Annotated in this window: 22 protein-coding genes and 1 pseudogene; 8 read left to right on the forward strand and 15 right to left on the reverse strand. The window is 67.8% G+C overall.

Annotation, left to right across the window (positions count from 1 at the left end; genetic code table 11):
* The first annotated feature begins 111 nt into the window (after positions 1-111).
* Positions 112-891 (forward strand): helix-turn-helix transcriptional regulator, encoded by a 780-nt coding sequence (locus AB0H50_RS26160; protein WP_357457363.1) that lies wholly within the window; start codon positions 112-114, stop codon positions 889-891.
* 16 nt (positions 892-907) lie between these two features.
* Here AB0H50_RS26160 and AB0H50_RS26165 read toward each other — a convergent pair whose 3' ends face one another.
* Together AB0H50_RS26165 and AB0H50_RS26170 are read right to left on the reverse strand one after the other, a co-directional pair.
* Positions 908-1,753 carry a fructosamine kinase family protein gene (locus AB0H50_RS26165; RefSeq protein WP_357457365.1) on the reverse strand — a complete coding sequence of 282 codons (846 nt, stop codon included), beginning with the start codon at positions 1,751-1,753 and terminating at the stop codon, positions 908-910.
* 18 nt (positions 1,754-1,771) lie between these two features.
* Positions 1,772-2,647 (reverse strand): TIGR03619 family F420-dependent LLM class oxidoreductase, encoded by an 876-nt coding sequence (locus tag AB0H50_RS26170; protein WP_357457367.1) that lies wholly within the window; start codon positions 2,645-2,647, stop codon positions 1,772-1,774.
* 138 nt (positions 2,648-2,785) lie between these two features.
* On the opposite strand from AB0H50_RS26170, the gene AB0H50_RS26175 reads away from it, so the two are divergent.
* On the forward strand, positions 2,786-3,409 hold the full coding sequence (locus AB0H50_RS26175; RefSeq protein ID WP_357457369.1) for a TetR family transcriptional regulator: 624 nt from the start codon (positions 2,786-2,788) through the stop codon (positions 3,407-3,409).
* 39 nt (positions 3,410-3,448) lie between these two features.
* Here AB0H50_RS26175 and AB0H50_RS26180 read toward each other — a convergent pair whose 3' ends face one another.
* Positions 3,449-3,823, reverse strand: a complete 375-nt coding sequence (locus AB0H50_RS26180; RefSeq protein ID WP_357457371.1) for a hypothetical protein — start codon at positions 3,821-3,823, stop codon at positions 3,449-3,451.
* A gap of 25 nt (positions 3,824-3,848) precedes the next feature.
* A complete protein-coding gene (locus tag AB0H50_RS26185) occupies positions 3,849-4,646 on the reverse strand; it encodes a DUF2470 domain-containing protein (protein WP_357457373.1) in 798 nt (265 codons plus the stop codon).
* Positions 4,647-4,740: 94 nt separating this feature from the next.
* Between AB0H50_RS26185 and AB0H50_RS26190 the strand changes: the two genes are divergently transcribed.
* Positions 4,741-5,832, forward strand: coding sequence for a hypothetical protein (locus AB0H50_RS26190; RefSeq protein ID WP_357457374.1), 1,092 nt, complete (start codon positions 4,741-4,743; stop codon positions 5,830-5,832).
* Between the two features lie 7 nt (positions 5,833-5,839).
* Here AB0H50_RS26190 and AB0H50_RS26195 read toward each other — a convergent pair whose 3' ends face one another.
* The 8 genes from AB0H50_RS26195 to AB0H50_RS26230 form a co-directional block, all read right to left on the reverse strand.
* Positions 5,840-7,090, reverse strand: a complete 1,251-nt coding sequence (locus tag AB0H50_RS26195; RefSeq protein ID WP_357457376.1) for an alpha/beta hydrolase — start codon at positions 7,088-7,090, stop codon at positions 5,840-5,842.
* Between the two features lie 45 nt (positions 7,091-7,135).
* Positions 7,136-8,140, reverse strand: coding sequence for an SMP-30/gluconolactonase/LRE family protein (locus tag AB0H50_RS26200; RefSeq protein WP_357457378.1), 1,005 nt, complete (start codon positions 8,138-8,140; stop codon positions 7,136-7,138).
* Positions 8,141-8,736: 596 nt separating this feature from the next.
* On the reverse strand, positions 8,737-9,453 hold the full coding sequence (locus AB0H50_RS26205; RefSeq protein ID WP_357457380.1) for a metal-dependent hydrolase: 717 nt from the start codon (positions 9,451-9,453) through the stop codon (positions 8,737-8,739).
* A gap of 242 nt (positions 9,454-9,695) precedes the next feature.
* Complete coding sequence (katG, locus tag AB0H50_RS26210) at positions 9,696-11,927, reverse strand: catalase/peroxidase HPI (RefSeq protein ID WP_357457382.1); 2,232 nt, start codon at positions 11,925-11,927, stop codon at positions 9,696-9,698.
* Between the two features lie 39 nt (positions 11,928-11,966).
* Positions 11,967-12,398 (reverse strand): Fur family transcriptional regulator, encoded by a 432-nt coding sequence (locus tag AB0H50_RS26215; protein WP_357457384.1) that lies wholly within the window; start codon positions 12,396-12,398, stop codon positions 11,967-11,969.
* A gap of 567 nt (positions 12,399-12,965) precedes the next feature.
* Entirely contained in the window at positions 12,966-14,867 is a 1,902-nt protein-coding gene (locus AB0H50_RS26220; protein ID WP_357457386.1) for a glycoside hydrolase domain-containing protein, read from the reverse strand.
* A gap of 187 nt (positions 14,868-15,054) precedes the next feature.
* The gene (locus AB0H50_RS26225) at positions 15,055-16,095 is read right to left on the reverse strand and encodes a hypothetical protein (RefSeq protein WP_357457388.1); all 1,041 of its coding nucleotides are present in this window, start codon (positions 16,093-16,095) and stop codon (positions 15,055-15,057) included.
* Positions 16,095-16,451 (reverse strand): hypothetical protein, encoded by a 357-nt coding sequence (locus AB0H50_RS26230; protein ID WP_357457390.1) that lies wholly within the window; start codon positions 16,449-16,451, stop codon positions 16,095-16,097. The genes AB0H50_RS26225 and AB0H50_RS26230 overlap by 1 nt, the downstream gene beginning before the upstream one ends.
* A gap of 219 nt (positions 16,452-16,670) precedes the next feature.
* Between AB0H50_RS26230 and AB0H50_RS26235 the strand changes: the two genes are divergently transcribed.
* Positions 16,671-17,150: a GNAT family N-acetyltransferase gene (locus AB0H50_RS26235; RefSeq protein WP_357457391.1), complete on the forward strand. Its 480-nt coding sequence runs from the start codon at positions 16,671-16,673 to the stop codon at positions 17,148-17,150.
* Positions 17,151-17,179: 29 nt separating this feature from the next.
* Here the strand turns inward: AB0H50_RS26235 and AB0H50_RS26240 are convergent, their stop codons facing one another.
* The gene (locus AB0H50_RS26240; RefSeq protein ID WP_357457393.1) at positions 17,180-18,205 is read right to left on the reverse strand and encodes a hypothetical protein; all 1,026 of its coding nucleotides are present in this window, start codon (positions 18,203-18,205) and stop codon (positions 17,180-17,182) included.
* 368 nt (positions 18,206-18,573) lie between these two features.
* On the opposite strand from AB0H50_RS26240, the gene AB0H50_RS26245 reads away from it, so the two are divergent.
* Complete coding sequence (locus AB0H50_RS26245) at positions 18,574-19,011, forward strand: pyridoxamine 5'-phosphate oxidase family protein (RefSeq protein ID WP_357457395.1); 438 nt, start codon at positions 18,574-18,576, stop codon at positions 19,009-19,011.
* Between the two features lie 250 nt (positions 19,012-19,261).
* On the opposite strand, the gene AB0H50_RS26250 is transcribed toward AB0H50_RS26245, so the two are convergent.
* Together AB0H50_RS26250 and AB0H50_RS26255 are read right to left on the reverse strand one after the other, a co-directional pair.
* Entirely contained in the window at positions 19,262-20,221 is a 960-nt protein-coding gene (locus AB0H50_RS26250; protein WP_357457397.1) for an acyl-ACP desaturase, read from the reverse strand.
* Positions 20,222-20,230: 9 nt separating this feature from the next.
* Positions 20,231-20,677: a sigma 54 modulation/S30EA ribosomal C-terminal domain-containing protein gene (locus AB0H50_RS26255; protein ID WP_357457399.1), complete on the reverse strand. Its 447-nt coding sequence runs from the start codon at positions 20,675-20,677 to the stop codon at positions 20,231-20,233.
* Between the two features lie 187 nt (positions 20,678-20,864).
* Here AB0H50_RS26255 and AB0H50_RS26260 point away from each other — a divergent pair, with 187 nt between their 5' ends.
* From AB0H50_RS26260 to AB0H50_RS26270, 3 genes and pseudogenes are all read left to right on the forward strand, one after another.
* On the forward strand, positions 20,865-21,326 hold the full coding sequence (locus AB0H50_RS26260) for a nuclear transport factor 2 family protein (RefSeq protein WP_357457400.1): 462 nt from the start codon (positions 20,865-20,867) through the stop codon (positions 21,324-21,326).
* Between the two features lie 61 nt (positions 21,327-21,387).
* The gene (locus AB0H50_RS26265; RefSeq protein ID WP_357457402.1) at positions 21,388-21,567 is read left to right on the forward strand and encodes a hypothetical protein; all 180 of its coding nucleotides are present in this window, start codon (positions 21,388-21,390) and stop codon (positions 21,565-21,567) included.
* Positions 21,568-21,761: 194 nt separating this feature from the next.
* Positions 21,762-22,667, forward strand: a pseudogene (locus AB0H50_RS26270) (molybdopterin-dependent oxidoreductase); the annotation flags it as partial.
* Between the last annotated feature and the right edge of the window lie 193 nt (positions 22,668-22,860).

A 22,860-nucleotide genomic window follows, 5' to 3' on the forward strand; every position in this document is an offset into this window, starting at 1 on the left:
CGGCTCTCGACGTGACCCGCCGGCCGACCGCGCCGCAGCGCGCTAGGTATGGCGAGGCCATTACCCGCCGGGTAATCGTGCGACTCCCCTTCGGTTCGTAGGATCGGCGGGGTGAGCACTCGGACGGCGGGCGATCTGTTGCGGCACTGGCGGCTCGAGCGCCGGCTGAGTCAGCTCGAGCTGGCCGGTCGCGCCGAAACCTCCGCGCGTCACCTCAGTTTCATCGAGACCGGCCGCGCCACCCCCAGCCGCGCGATGCTCGCCCACCTGTGCGACCACCTCGACATTCCGCTGCGGGAACGCAACCGCCTGCTGCTGGCGGCCGGTTACGCCCCCGCCTACGCCGAACCGACCCTGGACACCCCCGCGATGGACGCGGTGCGGCAGGCGATGCGGCAGATTCTCGCCGGGCACGAGCCTTACCCGGCGCTGGCCATCGACCGCGACTGGAACATGGTCGACGCCAATGCCGGTGTGGCCCTGATGCTCACCGGCATCGACGCGCGGCTGCTGACCGCGCCGGTGAACGCGCTGCGGCTGAGCCTGCACCCCGGCGGCCTCGCGCCGCGGATCATCAATCTCGCCGAATGGCGCGGGCACCTGTTCGCCCGGTTGTCCAGGCAGATCGAGGTCACCGGCGCATCAGAACTGATCGCGTTGCGCGAGGAGTTGCGCGGCTACCCGGGCGGCGAGACCGAGGTCGCGCTCCCGGAACCGGATCAGGCCACCGTTCCGCTGCGGCTGCGCCACGACGGCGCGGAGCTGTCGTTCCTGTCGGTCACCACCGTGTTCGGTACGCCGATGAACGTCACCGTCGCCGAACTGGCCATCGAATCGTTCTTCCCGGCCGACGCCGAGACGCGAAAACGCCTGAGCGCGTTGGCTTCCTGAGGCGATAGGCGCGCGATCAGCTCGCCAGCGCAGCGTGTGCTGCGGCCAGAGTCTGCGCACGGTACCCCGCGCCGAACAGCGCGACATGCACCAGCAGAGGATGCAACTGGTGCAGCGGAACACGGGACCGCCAGCCCGCCGCCAACGGGCGGGTCCGCTCGTAGGCGGCCAGGATGCGGTCCAGATGCGGTGCGCCGAAGAGCGCGAGCATCGCCAGATCCGTCTCCCGGTGCCCGCCGTGCGCCGCGGGATCGATCAGCATCACGCCCGTGTCGGTCCAGCGCAGGTTGCCCGACCACAGGTCGCCGTGAAGGCGAGCGGGCGGCTCCGGCGCGCCCGCCAACTCCGCTATCCCGTCGATCACCCGTTCCAGCAGCCGCACCCCGTCCGCGCCGAGCACATCGGCGGTGCGCGTGACGAACGGGCGCAGCCTGCGCTCGGCGTACCAGCGCGCCCACGGCCCCTTGCTCGGTGTGTTGTCCAACGGCAGCTCGGCGATCCACCCGGACCACGGCGCACCGAAAGCCTCCGGCGAATCCGCGTGCAGCAGTGCGAGATCCCGGCCGAAACGGTCCGCCGCGGCGGGGGAGGGCGCGGCCTCCGGCAACCACGGCAACACCAGCATGCCGTCACCGGCGGCCAGCACCGGCGGCACCAGCGCGGGGTTGCCCGCGCCGAGCCAGCGCAGACCCGCCGCCTCCGCCGCGAACACCCCGGCCCGGTCCGCGGCGGCTTTGACGAACACGGCGCGCCCGTCGGCCAGCTCCGCCCGGTGCAACGTCCACCCGTGACCCGATCCGAGATCGGTCACCGCGCGGACGGCGACACCCAACGACTCACCCAGCCGGTCAGCGATGCTCACCGCACCACGGTATGCCGCTCAGGACGCGGTGCGCGCGATGACATGTTCGGCGAACCGGGAGAGATTCGCGATCTTCGTGTCCAGGCTCTCGGTGTCGTGCTCGCGCGTGTACGGATTGCGGAAGCCCACGATGACATCGGTGACGCCCTTGTCCTCCAGACGCTTCACACCGTCGACGGTGAAACCGTCCAGCGAGATGACGTGCACCTCGAAATCCTTGCGCGTCCCGTACTCGGCACGCAGCGCGTCCAGCTTGGTCAGCAGCCGATCGAGTTCGGCGGGGTCGCCGCCCGCGTGCATCCAGCCGTCGCCGCGCTGGGCCGCGCGCCGCAGGGCCGGACCGCTGTGCCCGCCGATCAGGATCGGGATCGGCTCGGTGGGCACCGGATTGATCTTGATCGGCGGCAGGTCGTAGAACTCGCCGTGGTACTCGAAATAGCCGCCCGCGGTGAGCCCGCGCACGATGTCGACGCACTCGTCCATGCGCGCGCCGCGCTTCTCGAACGGCACGTCCATGATCTCGAAGTCGTCCGGCCACGGGCTGATCCCGACGCCGAGACCGAACCGGTTGCCGCTCAGCGCCGCCACCGAGGCCGCCTGCTTGGCCACCAGTACCGGCGGACGGATGGGCAGCTTCAACACGAACGGAGTGAACCGCAGCGTCGTCGTCGCGGCCGCCATCGCCGCCGACAGCACGAACGCCTCGATGAACGGCTTGTCCTCGAGGAACTCCCTGCTGCCGTCGGGGGTGTAGGGGTAGGTGGCGTCGGAGTCGCGCGGATAGGCGACGCTGTCGGCCACCGCCATCGACGTGTACCCGGCCGCCTCGGCGGCTTGCGCCAGAGGCACGTAGTAGGACGGGTCGGTCATCGTCTCCGCGTACGTGAACCGCATGGGATCAGCCTTCCTGCTCGATCGTCGCCGGGCAACGGTGTCGTCGGTGAGCGCGGTACGCCCACGCGAACATCTCCCAGCCAATTAATCACTGGTGCTTAACAAGGTCAAGACTCGGGTTCAGTACAGTGGGTGTCCATGCAAGCCGAGGACTCGCGCGCCGCCCTCCTCGCCGCGGGGGAGCGGCTCATCGCCGAACGCGGCGTCGACGTCCCGCTGCGCGACATCGCCGCCGCCGCGGGCCAGCGCAACAACTCCGCCGTCCACTACTACTTCGACTCCCGCAACGGACTCATCGAAGCCATCGTCGAACGCCGCATGAACCGGCTCGAACAGCGCCGCATGGACATGCTCGCCGCCCACGAAGCCGACGGCACCGGCGCGGACCCGCACACCCTTGTCGGCATGCTGGTCGGACCCATGCTCGAACTCGTCGGACAAGACCGCGCCAGCCACTACGGGCGCTTCCTCGAAGTCGTCCGCACCCACCCCGTCATCGCCGACGCCCGCCGCCTCGCAGGCGCCGACCGCGCCGCGGTCCGCATCATCGCCACCCGCCTCGACGCCGCCCTCCCGCACCTGAAGCCCCGCCACCGCCGCAGGCGCATGGAAACCATGACCACCGTGCTCTTCGCGCTCATCGCCGACTACGAACGCGCACTCCAAGACGGCACCCGCACCCCCCACCTCGACGACGACACCGCCGAGATCGCCGACATGCTCGTCGCGATGCTCACCGTCCCCCCGCGCGACTCGGCCTGAGTGACCCTCCGAGAAATCGGGCAGGTCTGGTCTCGGTGCTCATGCTGTCGACAAGCCGTTGGCTCTCCTGGCGTAGGCATCATCGAACAGGTCCCAGCCGTTGCGGCGGCCGACCGTGCGCACCTCCGCCATCCAGCCCGCGTCGACGGCCGCGTCGATGAACGCCCGGACCACGCCGGGCATGTTCAGGTTCAGAAAACGGTCACCGATCCAGATATCACCGGCCGCGGACTGCCCGCCGTCGGGGACATGGCGCTCTTCGTCGGGCCGGAAGACCAGTGTCAGGCCTGCCACCGATCCGCGTGGCCGCAGCCGCAGGACTTCCTCGCAGCCGTCTGCATGCTGGTGGTAGGTCTTCCACAGGTACTGCCGCTCACCCACCGTGAGGACTCGGCGGCGGCGTTCTTTCGTCACCACGCGATGCCAATGCCTGCCGAACTCAACCCTCCCGCGCACGCCGCGTCAATTCCACTGTCGCCGCACGCAATCCGTCGACTCCGTCGAGCCGCTGCGCATAACCCACCCGGGTCCGCGCCACCCCGCGCGGCGACTCCACCCGCAAATCCAGCCCGTACCGATCCGCCCGCTCACACCGTGCCGCCGTCGCGTCCGGATAACCGCCGAGCACCCGCGCCATGGACAACAACGCATCCGCGTGATCGTCGTTCAAATGCGCGATCGCCCGCGCCGCCACCGGCGCGACCGGATCCGGCTCCGCCGCCAGATACTCCTCGCCCGTCGCCGAATCCATCCGCCCGTACCCGCCGACCCACCGAACTCGCCGCACCCGCAACACCCACAGCGAGAAATCGCTGTAATCGACATACATCCGCGCCGCGGGAACCGCCGCCACATGCGCCTCCCGCGCCGCCGCCAACTCCGCGTCCACCGGCCGCTCCACCACGCCCGCCACCGTGATCCGCGAACCCGCCAACGGATCCGCGGGCAGCTCCGGCGCCACGATCGACAGACTGGCCCGCGGCTCCGCCGCCAGATTCCGCCCGTGCTCGGCCATCCGCGACACACACAGCACCGGCGCACCATCCAACAGCCCGTACGTCACGAACGACGCCCACGGCGTCCCGTCCTCACTCGAACTCGCCAACGTCGCGATATTCGTCGCCGCCGCAACCGTTCTCGCCTCCTCCGCCGCCGACGGCCGCACCGGATTCACCACCGGACCGAGCGGTCCCGGCATCGACGGCGCATCCCCGGGATCACCATGATCGAGAGTCATGGCCACCAGCGTGCCACGCCGAAACGCCGTCGGCGGCACAACCAAAGCAACCCAACACCCGCGCGCCGCCACCCGATGAGTGAGGATGTGCCACGTGACCCGATACGCATTCGACGCCGCACGCAACGCACTCGTCGCCATCTGGGCGACCGGCCGCGGCGACCAGGCCGAGACGGTAGCCCTGCTGCCGCCGACAACACCCGAGCTCGCAACGGATCTGGCGTCGAATCTGACCACACTGTCGCGCTTCCACTGGCGCACCTACACCCACCCCGCGGCCGCCGCGGGCGACCCCGAGGTCCCCGACAGCGAAGCCTGGCGCCGCGCCGAAGAACGCCGCAACTTCACCGTGGTCGAAAACGGTCTGCGCAACCCGAACCTGCCCACCGAAGCCGGCCTGCTCGTCTCCTACAGCGGCGTCGTCGAATCCGCCCACCGCGTCGGTCGCTGCCTGCACAGCATCGACGCCGCCGAACTCACCGAAACCATCGTCGCCGAGATCCACCGCGAACAGGCCGCCATCGAAGCCGCCGAACTCGGCGACCTCTCCGGACGCGCCCGGCAAGCCGTCGAACTCTCCCGACCCGACGTCTCACCCGCCCAGGTCCACGCTGCCGACACACTGCTGCGCACCGACCCGCTCGGCGCAACCGAACTGTTCACCGAACTCGACCCCGCCTCCGCCTCCGTCGCCGCCGCCCACTGGCTGCACGCCGCCGCCGAGATCGCGGGCGAACTCGCCGACCTCCCCATCACCGACGTCATCGCCGAAGCCGACGACATCGAAGCCATCCCCGTCGCGACCCCCACCCTCGTCCTGGAACGACTCGACAACGGCGAAACGGCCACCGACATCGTCGTCGATCTCATCGCCGAAGCCGTCGCCGTCTCCGAAGGACACCTGCCAGCCCCCTGGGCCGTCGTCGCCCGGGTCGCCGAACTCGAAGAGCACGCCCGCCGCTACGAGATCGACAACGCCACCCGCGCCGCCATGCTCGCCGAGTTCCGCGTCAGCCGGCTCGATCCCGCGCGCCCGGCACTCGATCTGCTGGAAGACCTGCTCGACGGCATCCGCGGCTGCCTGCTGCTCTACGCCGTCCACCACGATGACGACACCGACATCGAAGAGCGGTTCGCCGCCGACGTCCGCCGCGCCGCCGACAACCACTCCGAACGCCTCTTCTGAACCGGCCTCACCCCGCCCGGCCCGTACCGAGGGCCGCGGCGGGCGCACCGCCGAGCCAACCACGCAACGCGGCATACACCGCCTCGTGATTCAACAGCGCCAGATGATGCGCGCCCGGCACGTGCAGACCGTTTTCCTCCGCGAAACCGAGCCGCCTTACCCGGCTCCGGCCAGCGCCGCTCGGCGTCAACACCAGACCGTCACCGATGAACCGGCCCAGCGGATGACGCGGACTCCGCGTGAACGACGCGGTCACAAAGTAGTGGTCCGCCCCCGCCAACAGCGGAACCTCCTGTACCGCACGCCGTTCCAGCGCATCGGCGTCCACCCCGCGCCAATCCTCGTCCACCAGCGAGCCGTAACGTAGATCCCGGATCCCCGCACTGCGCCGCCGCAGCATCCGGCCCACCGGGCGGGTCTCCGGCAACCACACCAGCGCCGCCGACAACCGATGTACCACCTGCTCCAGCGGCGCACCCAGATGCGGCGAACCAAGACACACGATCTGGCGCACCAGCCGCACCCACACCCGGTTCTGTTCCGCCGCATCGAAACACGCCGCCCGCGCGACCAACCCGCCCATCGAATGCCCGACCAGCGAGATCCGCCGCACCGGCACCGGCCAGTGCTCGACGAGCCGCTCCATCAGATCGGCCAGCTCCCGGGCGTTCTCGGAAATGTGCAGTCCACTGTTGTAGCGCACCTGTACGCATGCGCACCCCAGGTCTGTCGTCGAGCGCTCGGCATAGGTCGCCCGCCCGCCCCAGCGCCATGCGTGCTCCGTCTCGACCAGGCCGTGCAGGAAGACCACCAGGTGATCGCACGGTGGCACATGCTCGGAGATCGACTCCGGCGCAACGGGATCGCCGTTCACTCGGATCGTCATCGGACCGGCGAGGACCGGCGCGCTCGCCTCGAGGCTGTCGCCGATCAGGCCGTGCAACGCCGCGAGGAAACCAGAACCCCACACCGTGCGGGACGGGGGAGCGCCCGGCAGATCCGCAGCTCGTTCGCCCACCGCCCCCGCGGTTATCGCAGCAGTCCCGACGACCCGGTACACCCCATCGGTGATCGCGTCGTGCACCACCTTCACCGGCTCCGCGGCGGGGCCGACACCCGAGCGCACCGCCGCGAACACACGATCCGACACCGCCCGATGGATCGCCGCGATGCCGTCCACCGCGCCACCGAGTTCGTCGCCCGCCAAGCGGGCCAGCGCGCGAACCTCCGCCCGTCGCTGCGGGATTCTCTCCGACATGCCTTCAGTGTACATGTGTGCACTGAAAGCTGTCTTGGAGAATGTTCAGCTCGGCACGTGGCTGACGGCGACCGCCGACTCCGTCAAACTGCCCAGATACAACGTGCCGTCGTGTTCCATCACCCCGGTGACCATCGAGAAATCTGTGCCCTCGGTCTGGAGATCGTGCACGACCGTCCCGTCGAAATCGACCGCTTGCACCCAGACTGTTCGCGGCGGTTTCGGATGCGCCCAGGCGGGCAGCGACCACACCACGCGGCGCAGCAAGCCAGGCAAGGGGAGTAGGCGATCCAGTAGGGGATCGCGCGGAGCGGGCAGCGTGATCCAGACCAGGCCGTCGCTGCCGAGCGCCATGTTGTCCGGGAAACCCGGCAGGTTCTCGATGAGCCGGTCGTGCGTACCCGTCCGCGGCCCGGTGAGCCAATAGCGAGTCACGCGATACGCTCCGGTCTCGGCCACCAGCACGCAGGAGCGGTCGGGCGCGAGGACCACGCCGTTGGCGAATTGCAGTCCGTCGATGAGGGTTTCGACCTTGCCCGAAGGGTCGCGCCGGAACAGGCGGCCGGTTCCGGAATGCTCCAGCAGGTCGCCCATCCACTGGTCGAGGGGGTAGCGGCGCGAGGACGCGGAGAAGTAGACGGTGCCGTCGACATCGCGAACCACATTGCTGGCGAAGGCTAGTCGCTCGCCGTCGATCTCGTCGACGAGTACCTCGAGCGTGCCGTCGGGATCCATATGCAGCAGCCCGCGAGCGAAATCGCAGATGAGCAGGGAGCCGTCCGCGTCGGCGTGCAGTCCCAGCGGACGGCCGCCGGTGTTCGCCACTTCGCGCACCGATCCGTCGGCGGGGTCGATGCTCACGATCGCGCCGTTCTCGAGGCCGGCGATCACCTTTCCATCCGGCGTGCGCACGACGTCTTCGGGTGCTGCGCCGGGAAGTTCGATCCTGGTTACCGGCGGCAGTGGGGGAGTGCTGCGCTTCTCACGCGCCCGCTCGGGGGCTGGGGGCGGAGTCCAGCGGTGCGGTTGCATCGTCGATCCTGCGAACATGGCGGCCAGCGTATCCGCGGCGGAGCTGGAATCGGTGCAGAATCGACCGAGTGATCTACATCGTGCTACGTAGATATGCGCATCTAGCCATGTGTGCCCACCGATAAAGCCCTTGACGCCCGGCACGCCGGGCGAAGCAAGGACAGGGAGGTGGGGCGTTGAGCGATGCCTGCGGGTTGGGCGCCTCGACGCTGCACCGGCAGGCGGCCGCGATGGTGAAAGCCGGTCTCATCGACCGTATTCCCGATACGGAGCCGGGATTGGCATGCAAGTTCCGCATCGCCGGCGAGGGGAGCGGCGCTTGGAGGTGGGGTGCGCGTACGGCATAGCGGTGCTGGAGACCGGCCTGGGGAGTGGTCGGCCGCGGATGTGGCGGCCTTCGCCGCGTTCCTCGAGCGCTTGGGCACGTGATCTCGAGCGGATCGACCGAAGGCCCTGGGCCCCGTCGTGAAGGTCGAAGTGAGATACTGCTATCTAGATATGCATATCGATCTATGTTGCAAACCACTTATCGGGCAGCTTCTCTCAGAACCTCACGACTAAAGACCGCACAGACCAGGGGAGAGGTGGGCCGCCGTGGCGGCCCACTTGTTCCGCTACGGAGTCGTGGTGAAGACGTGCCACAGCACGCCGAGCGTGGCGACGGCGAACAGCGGTGTGAGGATCCAGGTTTCGAGCTTGTTCCCGGTTCGTTCGATGATTGGCACGCGGGTGCGCAACTTCAACGGCCATAACAGCCGGCAGCCGCGTTCGGTCAGGCAGTCACCGATGAGGTGGGCGAAGGCGCCGAGGCCGACGCAGAACGGCAACCAGGCGGGCCGGTCGCTGATCCAGTTGTCCATCGCGAAGGTGCCCGCGGTCGCGAGGACGACGACTGTGCCCCACGAGCGGATCCCGTCGCCCGGCGGGTACAGGTGGAGTGCCCGCACCGCCAGGGCGAGCAGGAAGAACACGAGCGAGAGGGTGAATCCGCGCCCGATCCAATGCATTCCGGCCCAGGTGCCGTATGCGGCGACGATCACGAATGCGAAGGAATGGGTGGCCTGCCGGTGTCCGCCCGCGACGGTCGATATGACTTTGCAGAGGAAGTAGGAGAGTGGGCCGAGCACATGCGCGATCGTTCCCTTGGGGTGGTCGGCATCGGGCAGCAGCGCCGCGCCTGCGGTCAGGAAGACGCCGAGGAGGACGTCGACCGGGCCGAGGCGGGCCTCGCTGGTCTGCAATACCGGGTAGGTCAACGCCGCGAGAGGCAGCGTCGCCGCCGCCACCGACCAGGCGAGCGCGCCGCTGGTCGCATGTGAATGTCCAAGCACCGCTTGGAGATTAGTTGAACGCCCGATAGTGCGACATAATCGCCGCACGGCCGATTATGTCAACCAGGGCGTGCCGCCCTCGAATGACTTGGGGGAGTTGCGTTCTGGACTGGAGTGCCGTTGGTTACACGTCGGCGGGCTGGTGACGGCGCTCCGCGAATCGTCGGCGATTCAGCACCTCCGGAAGTTCAACGCCTCCGGAAGTTCAACACCTCGGAAAGTTCAACGGAGCGCCGTCGTGATCAGGCCAGGTCGAACCGGTCGAGGTTCATGACCTTGTCCCAGGCCGCGACGAAGTCCTCGATGAACTTCTGCTTCGCGTCGTCGGTCCCGTAGACCTCGGCGAGGGCGCGCAGCTGCGAGTTCGATCCGAAGACGAGGTCGGCGCGGCTGCCGGTCCACTTGGTCGCGCCGGTGGCGCGGTCCTTGCCCACATAGGTGCCGTCATCGGTCTGCGACGGCTCCCACGTCGTGCCCATGTCGAGCAGGTTCACGAAGAAGTCGTTGGTCAACGACCCTGGGGTATCGGTGAATACGCCCAGCGGCGACTGCTTGTAGTTCGCGCCGAGGACGCGCAGGCCGCCGACGAGGACCGTCAGCTGCGGTGCGCTGAGGGTGAGCAGGTTCGCCTTGTCGATCAGCAGGTACTCGGCGGGCAGCTTGCCGCCCTTGCCGAGGTAGTTGCGGAAGCCGTCAGCGTTCGGCTCGAGTGCGGAGAAGGACTCCACATCGGTCCATTCCTGCGTCGCGTCCGTTCGTCCCGGCGTGAACGGCACCTCGATCTCGAATCCGGCGTTCTTCGCGGCCTGTTCGACGGCCGCGCAGCCGCCGAGCACGACGAGGTCGGCGAACGAGACGCGGGTGTTCCCGGTCTGGGCGGCGTTGAACGCGTCCTGGATGCCTTCCAGGACGCGCACCACCTGGGCGAGCTCGTCGGGTTCGTTGACCTCCCATCCGCTCTGCGGTTCGAGGCGGATGCGTCCGCCGTTCGCGCCGCCACGTTTGTCGCTGCCGCGGAACGAGGCCGCCGCGGCCCACGCGGTCGAGACCAGCTGGGCGACAGTCAGACCCGAGCCCAGAATCCGGCCCTTCAGGTCGGCGATGTCCGCCGAACCGATGAGATCGTGCGTCACCGCGGGGATGGGGTCCTGCCAGAGCAGCACCTCCTGCGGGACGAGCGGTCCGAGGTAGCGGACGATCGGTCCCATGTCGCGGTGGGTCAGCTTGTACCACGCCTTGGCGAACGCTTCGGCGAGCTCTTCGGGGTGGTCGAGCCAGCGGCGGGTGATCTGCTCGTAGATCGGGTCGATCCGCATCGAGAGGTCGGTCGTCAGCATCACCGGGGTGTGCGACTTCGACGGGTCGTGGGCGTCGGGCACGGTGCCTTGGCCCGCGCCGTCCTTGGGCACGTACTGCCACGCGCCCGCGGGGCTCTTGGTCTTCTCCCACTCGTAGCCGTAGAGGGTTTCGAGGAAGCTGTTGTCCCACTTGGTGGGAGTGGGGGTCCACGCGCCTTCGAGGCCGCTGGTGATCGCGTCCTTGCCGACGCCGGTGCCGAAGGAGCTCGTCCAGCCGAGGCCCTGCTCCTCGAGCGGTGCGGCCTCCGGCTCGGGGCCGACGTGGTCGGCCGGGCCGGCGCCGTGGGTCTTGCCGAAGGTGTGGCCGCCGACGATCAGTGCCGCCGTCTCTTCGTCGTTCATGGCCATGCGGTGGAAGGTCTCGCGGATGTCGGTCGCCGCGGCGAGGGGATCGGGGTTGCCGTTGGGCCCCTCCGGGTTCACGTAGATCAGGCCCATCTGCACCGCGGCCAGCGGTGTCTCCAGGTCGCGGGTGCCGGAGTAGCGTTCGTCGCCGAGCCAGGTCTGCTCCGGGCCCCAGTAGACGTCCTCCTCGGGCTCCCACTGGTCGACGCGGCCGCCACCGAAACCGAAGGTTTCGAAGCCCATGTCCTCGAGCGCGACGTTGCCTGCGTAGACGATCAGGTCGGCCCAGGAGAGTTTCTTGCCGAACTTCTTCTTGACCGGCCACAGCAGGCGGCGTGCCTTGTCCAGGCTGGCGTTGTCGGGCCAGCTGTTGAGCGGCGCGAACCGCTGCATGCCCGCGCCCGCGCCGCCGCGCCCGTCGTTGATGCGGTAGGTGCCCGCGGCGTGCCAGGCCATCCGGACGAAGAACGGCCCGTAGTGGCCGTAGTCGGCGGGCCACCAGTCCTGCGAGGTCGTCATGATCTCGACGATGTCGCGCTTGACCGCGGCAAGGTCGAGGGTCGCGAATTCCGCGGCGTAGTCGAAGTCCTCGCCCATGGGGTTGGCCACGGCGGGGTTCTTCTGAAGGATTTTGAGGTTGAGCTGGTTGGGCCACCAGTCACGGTTACCTCCGCCCTCGGTCGGGTATTTCAACCGACCGGACGCGACGGGGCAACCACTTCCCGCGGGTTCGGTGTTCGCCTCTGCGATGGGCGGATGTTCTTCAAGCACAGCGATTTTCCTTTCGGGGGAGGGTGAATCGGGCTGTGATCAGGGGTTTGTCCGTTGTGCGCACCGGGGGCACAGGCCCCAGTAGATGACTTCGGCTTCGTCGAGGACGAAACCGTTGTCGTCGGACGCGGTCAGGCAGGGCGCCTCGCCGATGGAGCAGTCGACGTCGACGATGGCGCCGCAGGATCGGCAGACGAGGTGGTGGTGGTTGTCGCCGACCCGGGTCTCGTAGCGAGCTACGGAACCCATCGGCTGGATGCGCCGGATCAATCCGGCGGCGGTCAGTGCGCGCAGCACGTCGTAGACGGCTTGGTGGGAGACCGAGCCGAGCGTTCGGCGCACGCGGGCGAGGATCGAGTCCGTATCGGAGTGGGGATGGTCGTGCACCGCGGCCAGCACCGCGAGTCGCGGCGCGGTCACCCGCAGGGCGGCGCCGCGAAGCATGCGCTCGAAGTCCGAGGTGGTGGACACGTTCTGAAGTATGACCTAGTCAAGTCTTCGCCGTGGGCGATTTGGGGGAATGCGTCCCACGGGCTTTACTTGACATAATGTCGATTATCGGCGCGAGAACGGTTCGCCGGAAGGGGTTGGCCATCGGGCGAATGTCGTTGATTCGACCGCTGTTACGCGCCGCCGTCCGGTGCTCGGCGGTGCCCGCCGGTCCTCGGGTTCGCTGGAATGTCGTGCTGGCGTACGGAACGTCGCACCGTCCCCTCGTCGCATTTTTCGGCGACCGTAAATTTTCCGGTGATCGTCGAAGTTGGTCCAAATATCTTGGATGTAGCCAAGATTCGGCTCGATTGCCACTTCCCCAACCCGCGGCAACCTCCCCAATAAAACGTCACCGTGACGAAACTGGCTTTTCGGCACCCTCTCGTGTTTTCGGGGTTCATGGCGAAGGCTAGGAACTCGAGTGTCGTCAGCGTCGGGGCCGAGGGCTGCTGTCGCGTTGATTCATGTGTCGGCCTCCGGTGCGCGAGGGCTTTCGGCGAGGGCGGTGCCGATGTCGATGTCATCGCCGCTCCAATGGTCCATGGCTCAGAAGACCCATGTCTGGCTGAGTGTGGGAGGCGACCCGGGACCGCCGCGGGTCAGGCGGTGATACACGAAGCTCGACTCCTGGTTCGGGACGACGACGTCGACCGCGCTGCCATCGAACCGCATCGCGCCGATACGCCCGGAGGATGAATGCGCGGGCGCGGCAATGTTGGTTCCCGGCGCGCTCCAGCTCCCTGCCTCGAACGCGCACCACGCCAGCGTTTGATCCGATCGCACGCCGGCGACCACGAGGATGTCGTCGAGCGCGGTGACGCAGAACCCCATGATCCGGCCTGTCGGTCCGGCGACCGGCACGGCACCGTGTGATGCCCAGGGAGTGGCGAGGTTCCCGTCGGGATGGCTCGAGTGGGCCAGTGTTCCGTCCCGCATTCCGGCGACGAGGTGGATGCGCCCGCCGAACCAGGCGGCATGGACACCGAGCGCGGGGTCAACGGCTCCGCCGCCGGCGACCTGCACCGATTGCCACGGTCCCGGGCTGCGCCACTGCGTCCACCGGGTCGTGTTGGACCAGTCGACGGCGAAAACATCGAGCCGCTCGCTGTCGACCGGCGAGACCAGCGCATCGATGCTGCTTGCGGGGTGAAAGGAGAAGCCGTGGGTGATGGCACCGGTGTGGCTGCCCCAATCCGTCGAGTCGAGGCTCCACCAGGTGCTGGCCATCTCGTGGCTGACGTTGAAGAAGAAAACGTCGAGAACTCCGACCTTGCGGGACACCGCGGCGATGGCAGAGCCGTGGCGTGCGGTGTGTGGGCCGCCGATCAGACCTGGGCCGGACCACTCGTCGCCTCCGACGTTCCAGCAGGTGAAGACCGAACCGTCGACACCGAGGCCGAAGAGGTCGGCCAGGTTGTCGCCGCGTGAGGCGGCGGCGACCGACCTGGTGTCGAACCACCGCCCATAGCCCAGATCTGTTATCGGGGCTTCGTTGGCACGGCCGAACCCGCCAACCCACTCGCCCCAGTTTCCGTTGACCCGGCTCGACCACATCACTGAGCCGGGATATAGGAATATGACCGTCGGCTCGTTGACTTTCCATCGCGAAAATGCCACGGCGGCACGGTCTTCCGGGTGTGACGGGTCACTGACCAACGCCGCGTCGAAGTCGATGGGCGCCATCGTGTGGGAGCTGTGCGGGCCGGTTTTCAGTTTGGCGCTGTGAACAGCCCGCCCGGAGTTGTACCACGCATACTGTGCGGCCACGTAGCCTTCGGGAACCCTCGTTTCCCCGTCGGCGTCGTGGTAATCCACAACCGGGTTCAGCGTCACCCATCCGGTCTGCTCGTTGTAGACCACCGGCTGTGACTCGGGAATTCGGATCAGCCAGATCGCGACGTCGGGGAACAGCGACCGAATCATGGGGCCGTCAGAAGTCCACGTCTGAGTCGGCTTGGGAATTGGCTTCCAGCAGTAGACTCCGGGGCGGAAACCCGCATTGCGGACGGTGTCGAACCATCCCTTCAGGTACTTCTGAGCCGAATCTACCGACGCGAACCCGTCGTGCTCGAGATCGAGGTAGATGGTCGCCCCGCGTTCGATGTCCACCAAGTTGGCGGCGTCATCGGCGCGGGCCAATGCGAGCGCATGGTGGGCGTCGGTGATGCCGTTGGCTTCGTTCCACTCGGGATTCGGGGGGCGCGGGGCGTCGGGGCTGGGTGGAGGCAGGAATTGCCGGGCAACGAAGAGTGGGGCAACCCCCCACCCCTCGGAGCGCAGAAACCGCCACGTCGACACGGCCGGCGTGCGGCCCCGCCGCGCTGTCCACGTCGTGCCCGGCGCGGTGGCGAAGTGCGTCAGGAAGAAGCCGATCCAGCGCAGGTTGGTCTCTGCGCGGATCGGGGCCATCACCTGGTCACCGAGTGCGTTGTAGTCGTCGCGATCCATGCCACCGAACATCGTTCACCCCTCAACTCATCCGGCCACGTTGTGCCGTATCTCGCCGGTCCTGATAGATCACCGCGTCCTCATCTTCTTCCGGGCCGCCGGGCTCAGCGCGAGTAGTGACTACTCGCTTCCGGCTCCGTGTTCGGCTACGCCACTTGGGCTTGGGCGCGATGGCGCTCGACGCGGGTCAGATGTAGCTGAAGCGAAGCGCCACCGCTGGGGCCGTCACGCCGAACGGTGTGGTGACGAACAGGTCGATGTCGGTGCCGCTGCCGTCGGGTACGACGACGTCCAGGCGGGTGTCGGCGACGATGGTGAACGCTGCGGCGCCGACACCCACGAATACGACGGATCGGCTTTCCCCGAGCCCTTCCCCGAAGATCGACACCGTGTCACCGCCGCGGCCGGAATGTGAGCTCATGTGCGTGACCACCGCGATGCCTCCGTCGACGGCACCGTCGCCGTCGAGATCCACCCAGCCGAGGTGCTCGGCGGTGGCTGGGCACAGCACCGGTGAGTTGTGCTTCATCAAGCAGTCCTCGAAGCCGCCACAGTTGGCGTTGGTCGTGGGTCTCGGGCCGCTGGTGTCGAACGACCGGCACGGACCGTACTCGTCGAGGCCGCCGAACAGGTGCCCGATCTCATGGGCGAGGACTCTGTCGAGGTTCGCGAGGCCGTAGCCGAACGTTCCCGTACTCAGGAATTTCACACCGGCGGAACCGATCCAGTCGAACTGCACCGTTGTCGATCTCTCGGCGGGATCGGCGTAGGCCATCCAGCCGGTTGGGAACTTGGTGACGAAGATGATGATCGCGTGGCGGGGTTTCTGCGGTACGCGCCAGTCCTTGAGGAGAAGTTCGTCCTGGTAGCGCTCGCGCTGTGCGCCTGCTGCCGCGGGAAAGCCGATTGCTTCCATCGCAAGCTCGCGCCATTGCGGTTCTCGCGTGTCGATCTCCGACTGCCGCAGCAGCGGGTTCGTAGTGGTGTTCGTCGGCGGTGAGATGAATCCGGGGTTGATGACGGCCGAACGGAACTCGTTGAAGAAGCTGCACTGCAGGAAGGTGTTCGGAGAGAACCGCACCGACATGCGGGCGAGTTGCTGCTCGGCCAGGAACACGGCGAGCTGAGCAGCGGAGCGTTCTGCTTCGGTGAAGGCTTCGGTTGTGCCGGGGCCGCCCTCGACGAATATCGTTCCGACGGCCACCAAACCGATCAGTGGAACACTCATCAGACCTCCTGATCAGTGCAGCCGAAGCCGAACCACTCGAGCCCCGGTGCGGGACGCACCAGTTCCGCGGCCTGCACGATCGATGAGGTCGTCAAGCCCAGGACACCGAGCAACTCGGTCAGTTGAGGATCACCGATGGCTGCGAAGAGCAGGTTGCCGACATTCTCCACACCCACCGCGAGCACGGCATCACCGACGAGTGCCTGCAGTGCGTCGCTGGTGGAGTCGGTGCCGTCGATGAGCGCCACGGGCGGCACATATGCCAGTAGCCGACCGCCGTTGTCATCGACGGCGTCCCGAAACGCGCTGCCGCCTCCGGGTGCGGAGGTGTTCAGCAGGACGTACATGTTCGCCATGGGATGATCGTGGACGATCCGACCGAACTTCTCATGAGTACTGGACTACGCGTTTCCCCGGGCATCCGCCGGCTCCGGGGCGGGTTCGGCGCGGTGGTGACGAACCGAACCGCGGCAAACCCTAGCTCCAGCCTCCAGCATCGTCGACACCCTGCGCGGCGAGCGAGCCAGCGCTGACCGGGCCGCTGGAGGAAACGGCGGCTGGCACAATCACCGTTCGTGCGAGGACGGATACGGTTGCGACCGGCTACATCCGGAGATTACGACGCGGTCATCGCCGTCGTCGATGCGTGGTGGGGGCGCCCGGTGTCCGCGTCGCTGCCCCGCTTGTTCTTCGATCATTTCGCCGCCACCAGCCTCGTCGCCGAATGCGACGGCGAGCTGGCCGGGTTCCTCGCCGGCTTCTTCTCACCCGACCACGTCGACGAGGCATACATTCATTTCGTCGGCGTCCGCCCCGGCCAGCGCGGTAGCGGCTTGGCGCGAGGGCTGTATCACCGGTTCATCGACGGTGCTCGGCTCGACGGGCGCACGATGATCCGCGCGATCACCTCGCCTGGCAACACGAACTCCATCGCGTTTCACGAAGCGATGGGATTCGAGGTCGGCGAACCGGTGCGCGACTACAACGGCCAAGGACGCGACATGGTGACGTTCGTTCTCTCGGTGTGCGGCGATCCCCCGCCCGCGTCTCGGTGACCAGCGGAGAAGCAGTCCCGCCGGCTGGCTCAGCCGCCCGTAGCGGGCGCCGGGCGGTCGCGGACGGTGAGGATTTCGGTGACCGGGCGTCGTGGTGTGGGCGGCGGTGGTGTGTCCTCGGCCGGTGCGGCGCCGACGCGGATGATGACCTGCGGGATGCCCGCACGGGTGAGCACGCTGTGGATCGATTCCCTGGCGGCGGGCAGTTCGGTGATATGGGTCAGTGCGCAGGTCGCCAACCCCGTCGAGGTGCATTCGAGCAGCACCGCGGAGAGGGCTTCGCCGACGTGGAGCCAGTCGGCGGCGGTGTGGCCGGGCGAGCTGAGCACCAGCAGGGCGGCCTGGTCGTCGAGGTCAGCGCGACGGTCGGAGTGCGGCGCGGAAGGGAACTTGCGGGCGATCGGCACGTGCGCGGCTTCGGCGTCGGAGGCGAGAGCGGTGGAGGGAACGCCTTCCTTGGTGCCGGAATGTCCTGTCCACCAATGTAATTCGGATTGGTAGTCCATGTCGTAGCGGCGGTTGGCGTCGGCGTGTTCGGAGGCTGCCGCCAGCAAAGGGCGGGCGCTGTCGTCGAGGACGTCGAGTTCGACGTCGTGCGGGCTGACGAGCATCCGTGCGGTGTGCACCAGTTCGGTCAACCTCGGCGGCGGAGCCATCGGCAGTCGATCGGTGTGCCGATTCTCGATGGCCTGCGCGCGGGTCAGCACGCCCGCGGGCGGGTCGGGCCAGGCGCGGAAGGTGATGGTGGCCAGCAGGTCCGGCCGGGCCGGTTCGGGGATACGTTGGGTGTCGGTGTGCCAGCCGCGGGCGGCGAGGGCGGTGCGCAGGTGGTGCAGTATCGCGCCGCAGCTGATCACCAGCTGGCGTCCGTGCGGGTCGGCGGCGGTCAGCAGCCGGTCGCTGTCGCGATAGAGGTCGAGCCGGGTGCCGTCGAACTCCCAGCGCCACGGCTGGGTGTTGTGCACCGAGGGGGCGCGGGTGGCCAGCTGCAGTGCCGCCAGCAGGGTGGGCGTATCCGGCACGGAGGATGCGGGAAGTGCGGTGCTGTCGGTCATGAGTCCAGTGTCGGCGCTGCGCGGGCGTCCCGAGACGGCCATTGTGCCGCTGCTCTGGGGTCGATCGTCACTTGTCGCCGACGGCGGGGCGCGTGTGGCGACCGTGACCGGCCCAACGGCGGACGATGGTTCGTCGCAGGGGCTTTGCCGCGGGCAGGTCGTTGGTCCTCCGCGCAGGCGACCTTCGACCCTAACGGGGATCCGGGCGAGCTGGTGGCATGAAACGACCAGCACCGAGGTGATCACGAACGCGCGAACGGATGGGGCATCATGGGACCTTCCGAACCGGCCATCACGGTGGGATCCGTCCGTTCCCTCCGGCGTTCCCGCCCGATCGGCCGCGACCGGGCCGGACAAGGCGCGCACGGATGAGCGGCCTACCCGCCGCGGACCGGGCCGGCCGTACCGTCGTCGAACTGGATCGCGAGCAGGCCTTGTCGCTGCTCGCGCAAGCCCCGTTCGGTCGAGTGGTGTACACCCGCGATGCGCTGCCTGCGATTCGCCCGGTCAACCATCTGCTCGACGGCGAGCATGTCATCGTGCGCACCCGGCTCGGATCGCAGTTCTCCACCGCCGTGCAGAAGCGGGCGGGCATCGTGGTGGCCTACGAAGCCGACGACATCGACATCGTCAATCGCACCGGATGGTCGGTCGTGGTCACCGGAATCGCGCGCCCGGTCACCGACGCCGTCCGGATCGCCCGCTACCAGCGGCTGCTGCGACCTTGGATCGATTCGCCGATGGACGGCGTGATCGAAATCGAGACCACGATCGTCTCCGGAGTCGGACTCTTCGACAACCTGTGAGCGAGTGGCGGGCTCGCGGCGCCACACCTTGCCGGGCCCGGGACGCTACCCGCCGTTCGGCCGGTGCGAGCCGCCGCGGCATTGTCGATCGACAGCAGGGCGGACATCCGCACCGCCCGAGACGTTCTCGAAACATATTCTGCGCATTGATATTCCGTGCATCGCCCGGATGGTGGACTCGTCGGGAGACGAGCCCACCGGTAGAGACACACGCGGCAGCCGTTTCGAAAGCGACCACCTAACGGGCGGTTCAGGCTTTGGCCCGCTCCCGCGCGAGGGCGCGCTCACGCTGTTCCTCGAAGCGCGGGATTCGCACGCGCTCGAGGTCGTCGATGAAGGCCGCGAGGCGTTCCAGGACGATTTCGCCGCGCGGCCCGAAGTCGTTGCGTTCGAAGATGTTCCACTGCCGCAGCACCGGTTCGAGTACTTCCTGCAGATGCTGGCGCAGATCGTAGACGCCGTGTTTGGCCATGAGCACGCCGTTGCGCCGGAAGCCGGGCATGCCCGCGCCGGGCATCTGGAAGTTCTCCACGATGGCGTCGATGGCTTCGATGGCCTGGTCGGGCACCAGGTCGAGCGCGGCCGCGCAGACCGTGCGGTAGAAGATCATGTGCAGGTTCTCGTCGGCGGCGATGCGTTGCAGCATGCGGTCGGCGACCGGGTCGTGGCACACCTTGCCGGTGTTGCGGTGGGTGATGCGGGTCGCGAGCTCTTGGAAACTGACGTAGGCGACCGAATGCAGGAATCCGGCGCCGCTGTCGACCTCGGTGCGCCCGATGCCGGGGTCGAAACCGTTGGTCATGTGCGCCATCCTGGCCTGTTCCAGCGCGACCGGGTCCACGCCCCTGGTCACCACCAGGTAGTCGCGAATCACCGTGCTGTGGCGCATCTCCTCGGCGGTCCAGCGACCCACCCAGGTGCCCCAGGCGCCGTCGCGGGAGAAGTTCTCGGCGATCTCTCGATGGTAGGAGGGCAGATTGTCCTCGGTCAGCAGGTTGGTCACCATCGCCGCCTTGGCAACGTCGCTGAGCGCGGATTGGCCCGGCTCCCAATCGGTTCCGCCGAGCGCGGCGAAGTTGCGGCCCTGCTCCCATGGCACGTAGTCGTGTGGCTGCCAGTCCTTCGCCAGCGACAGGTGCCGGTTCACGCAGGTCTCGGCGACGGGCTCCAGTTCGGTGAGAAGCTCGCGCTGGGTCAGATCGCGTGCCATTGTCGTGGTTCACCTTTCCGTTTCGGTGGGTCGCGGCGTCACGACGGTCAGTTCGCCGTCGTGGCCGCGAGAGAGCAACCTGCCCCGCCCGTCGCGCGGGTCGTTGAAGAAGACGAACGGCAAGCCGAACCGGCACAGCCGCTCCACGGCCTCGGTTTCCTCGAGATATGGCGTCGGGCGCGCGTCGACGGTCAGCGCGGGCGCCTGCGCGTCGCTGGGCAAGCCTCGGCGGTGCTGGCGCGCCAACCGCACGCCATAGGGGCCGCCCCGATACAGCACCGCGTCCATACCGGTCTCGATGTCGGTGAACAGCAACGCCTCGCCGCCGCGGGCGGCCATTTCGGCCGCGGCCTCGGCGACCGAAACGACCGGAAGCACACGGTGTTCGTGGCGAACAACCGGCCTCGCTGTCTGCGCCGCGTCATCGATGTCGCTGATCGCTGTGTCGGAACTCACCGAATCCTGCCTCCTCGCTCTGGCAATGCGCCGCACCTATGCCACCAGCGAGCCGCCCGCGAACCCAGGGCCGAAGGTCATCGCGGGCGGGGACCGAGGACCTGCACTGGTCCTGCTGGAAAGTGCTTGCCCGACAGCGGGTAGCGGAGAACTCATCGCTGGTTCCGCTTGTCGGCACAATAGGGTGATGATCATGTCGAACGCGGAGAACCCGAATGTCGAACTCGTGCGCGGGGTCTTCGATCGAATGGCCGACGGCGATATGCGCGCCCTCGGTGAAGCCATGGCCGACGACTTCGCGTGGATCTTTCCCGGTGATTGGTCCTGGTCGGGTACGTGGGCACCGAAAGCCGTTGTCCTGAAAGGATTGTTGGGGCCGCTGATGGCGCAGTTCGTCAGCTATCGCCTGGCGGCGGACAGCGTTCTCGGCGACGGTGATCGCGTCGTCGTGCAGGCTCGCGGCCACGGTGTCACCACGCGGGGCGAGGCTTACGAGCAGACGTACTGCATGATTTTCCGTGTCGTGGAGGGGCGGCTGGCCGAGGTCGTCGAGTACTGCAATACCGCGCTGGTGGAGCGTGTGCTCGAGCCGATCGGTCCTCCGCCGATCGGGGCGACTGGGCGGCAAGACTTGTCCCTGTCACCGTAGGGGCGCACGATCTATAGCGGGTCGGTTTGTTGTAGTTGTCCGTCAGTAAAGGATTGTGGAAATGCTCGCCAAGGCTGCCGCGGCGCTCGCCGCCATTGTGATCCCCCTGTCCGTCTGCACTATCGCCGCTCCCACCGCGTCGGCCGCGCCGTCGCCCGAGACGACCCCCGCGCTCCTCGGGCCGGTGGCGATCTGCCTGAACATTCCGCTCGGGTCGGTGTCCCTCAGCTTCTGCCTCTGAGACCCCCGAAAATCTGGGACCTGGCTTCCTCCACGGCCAGGTCCCGATTTGTCTGCAAGTCCGCGACGTTCGGACGCCATGAGAGTTCTCCTGCCGCTTTCCTGTCGTCCGAAATTCCGACCGTAAGTGGATCTACGGCAGTGGGCGTGGGCGGTAGCCTGGGGCCAGCGACCGGCGGAAGGTGTCGAAAACCCATGAGCGCTACCACAATCGCCCGGCAGTGCACGCTGTGCGAAGCCCACTGCGGGATTCTGGTGACCGTCGAGGACCAGCGGGTCACCCGGATCGAAGGCAATCCCGAAGACGTGCTGTCGAAAGGGTATATCTGCCCGAAGGCGACAGCGATGGGCGGGCTGCATCACGACCCGGACCGGCTGCGCACCCCGGTGCGGCGGATGGGCGAGACGTTCGAGCCGATCGGCTGGGACGAGGCGTTCGCCGAGATCGGGCGGCGGCTGCGTGCGGTGCGCGCCGAGCACGGGTCGAGCGCGATCGGGATGTACCTCGGCAATCTGCTGCTGGGCATGCTGCACGTGCTGGTGACCGAGGATCTGTGCGACCGGCATTCGATCCACACCCAGTGCTCGGGGTGGCCGGAGTTGCGGGCACTGGTCGCCGGAGTGACGCCGGAGGTGATGGCGCCGCACGCTGGGGTGGATGCCGAGACGATCCGCAGGCTGGCGCGCGAGCACGCGGCGGCGCCGTCGGCGGTGCTCTACGCCCGGATCGGGGTGTCCCAGCAGGTGACGGGCACGCTGACGCATTGGCTGGTGAACACGATCAACGCCGTCACCGGAAACCTGGATCGGCCGGGCGGGCAGATGTTCGCGACCCCGCCGATCGACGCGGCCCGGTATGCGAAGTATCTGCCGATGGGATACGGGGCGTGGACCGACAGCTCGGGCGCCTACAAGTCGTTCCGCTCCGAATTGCCGGTGGCGGCGCTGGCGGAGGAGATCCTGACCGACGGCCCCGGCCGGATCCGGGCGATGATCACCTACGCGGGCAACCCGGTGCTGTCGACTCCGCAGCGCGGCCGGTTGGGTGCGGCGCTGGAGACGCTGGATTTCTATGTGGCCGTGGACATGTACGTCACCGACCGCACGCTCGATATTGCTGCGAATTGAACCCAGAAAAGCCGATAGATCAGCGCGATCATGCGTGGGAGCCGATTATCTCGCTGCGACCAAGATGATCGCGACCGCTGCCAGGGTGAAGACGGGCGCACACGGTCATGCGCAGCTTCGCTCCCCAGCTCTTCAGGGCTTTGCCTACCGTCTTGTCGCGTTCCAA

The organism is Nocardia sp. NPDC050793, assembly GCF_040654065.1.
Taxonomy (GTDB): Bacteria; Actinomycetota; Actinomycetes; order Mycobacteriales; family Mycobacteriaceae; genus Nocardia.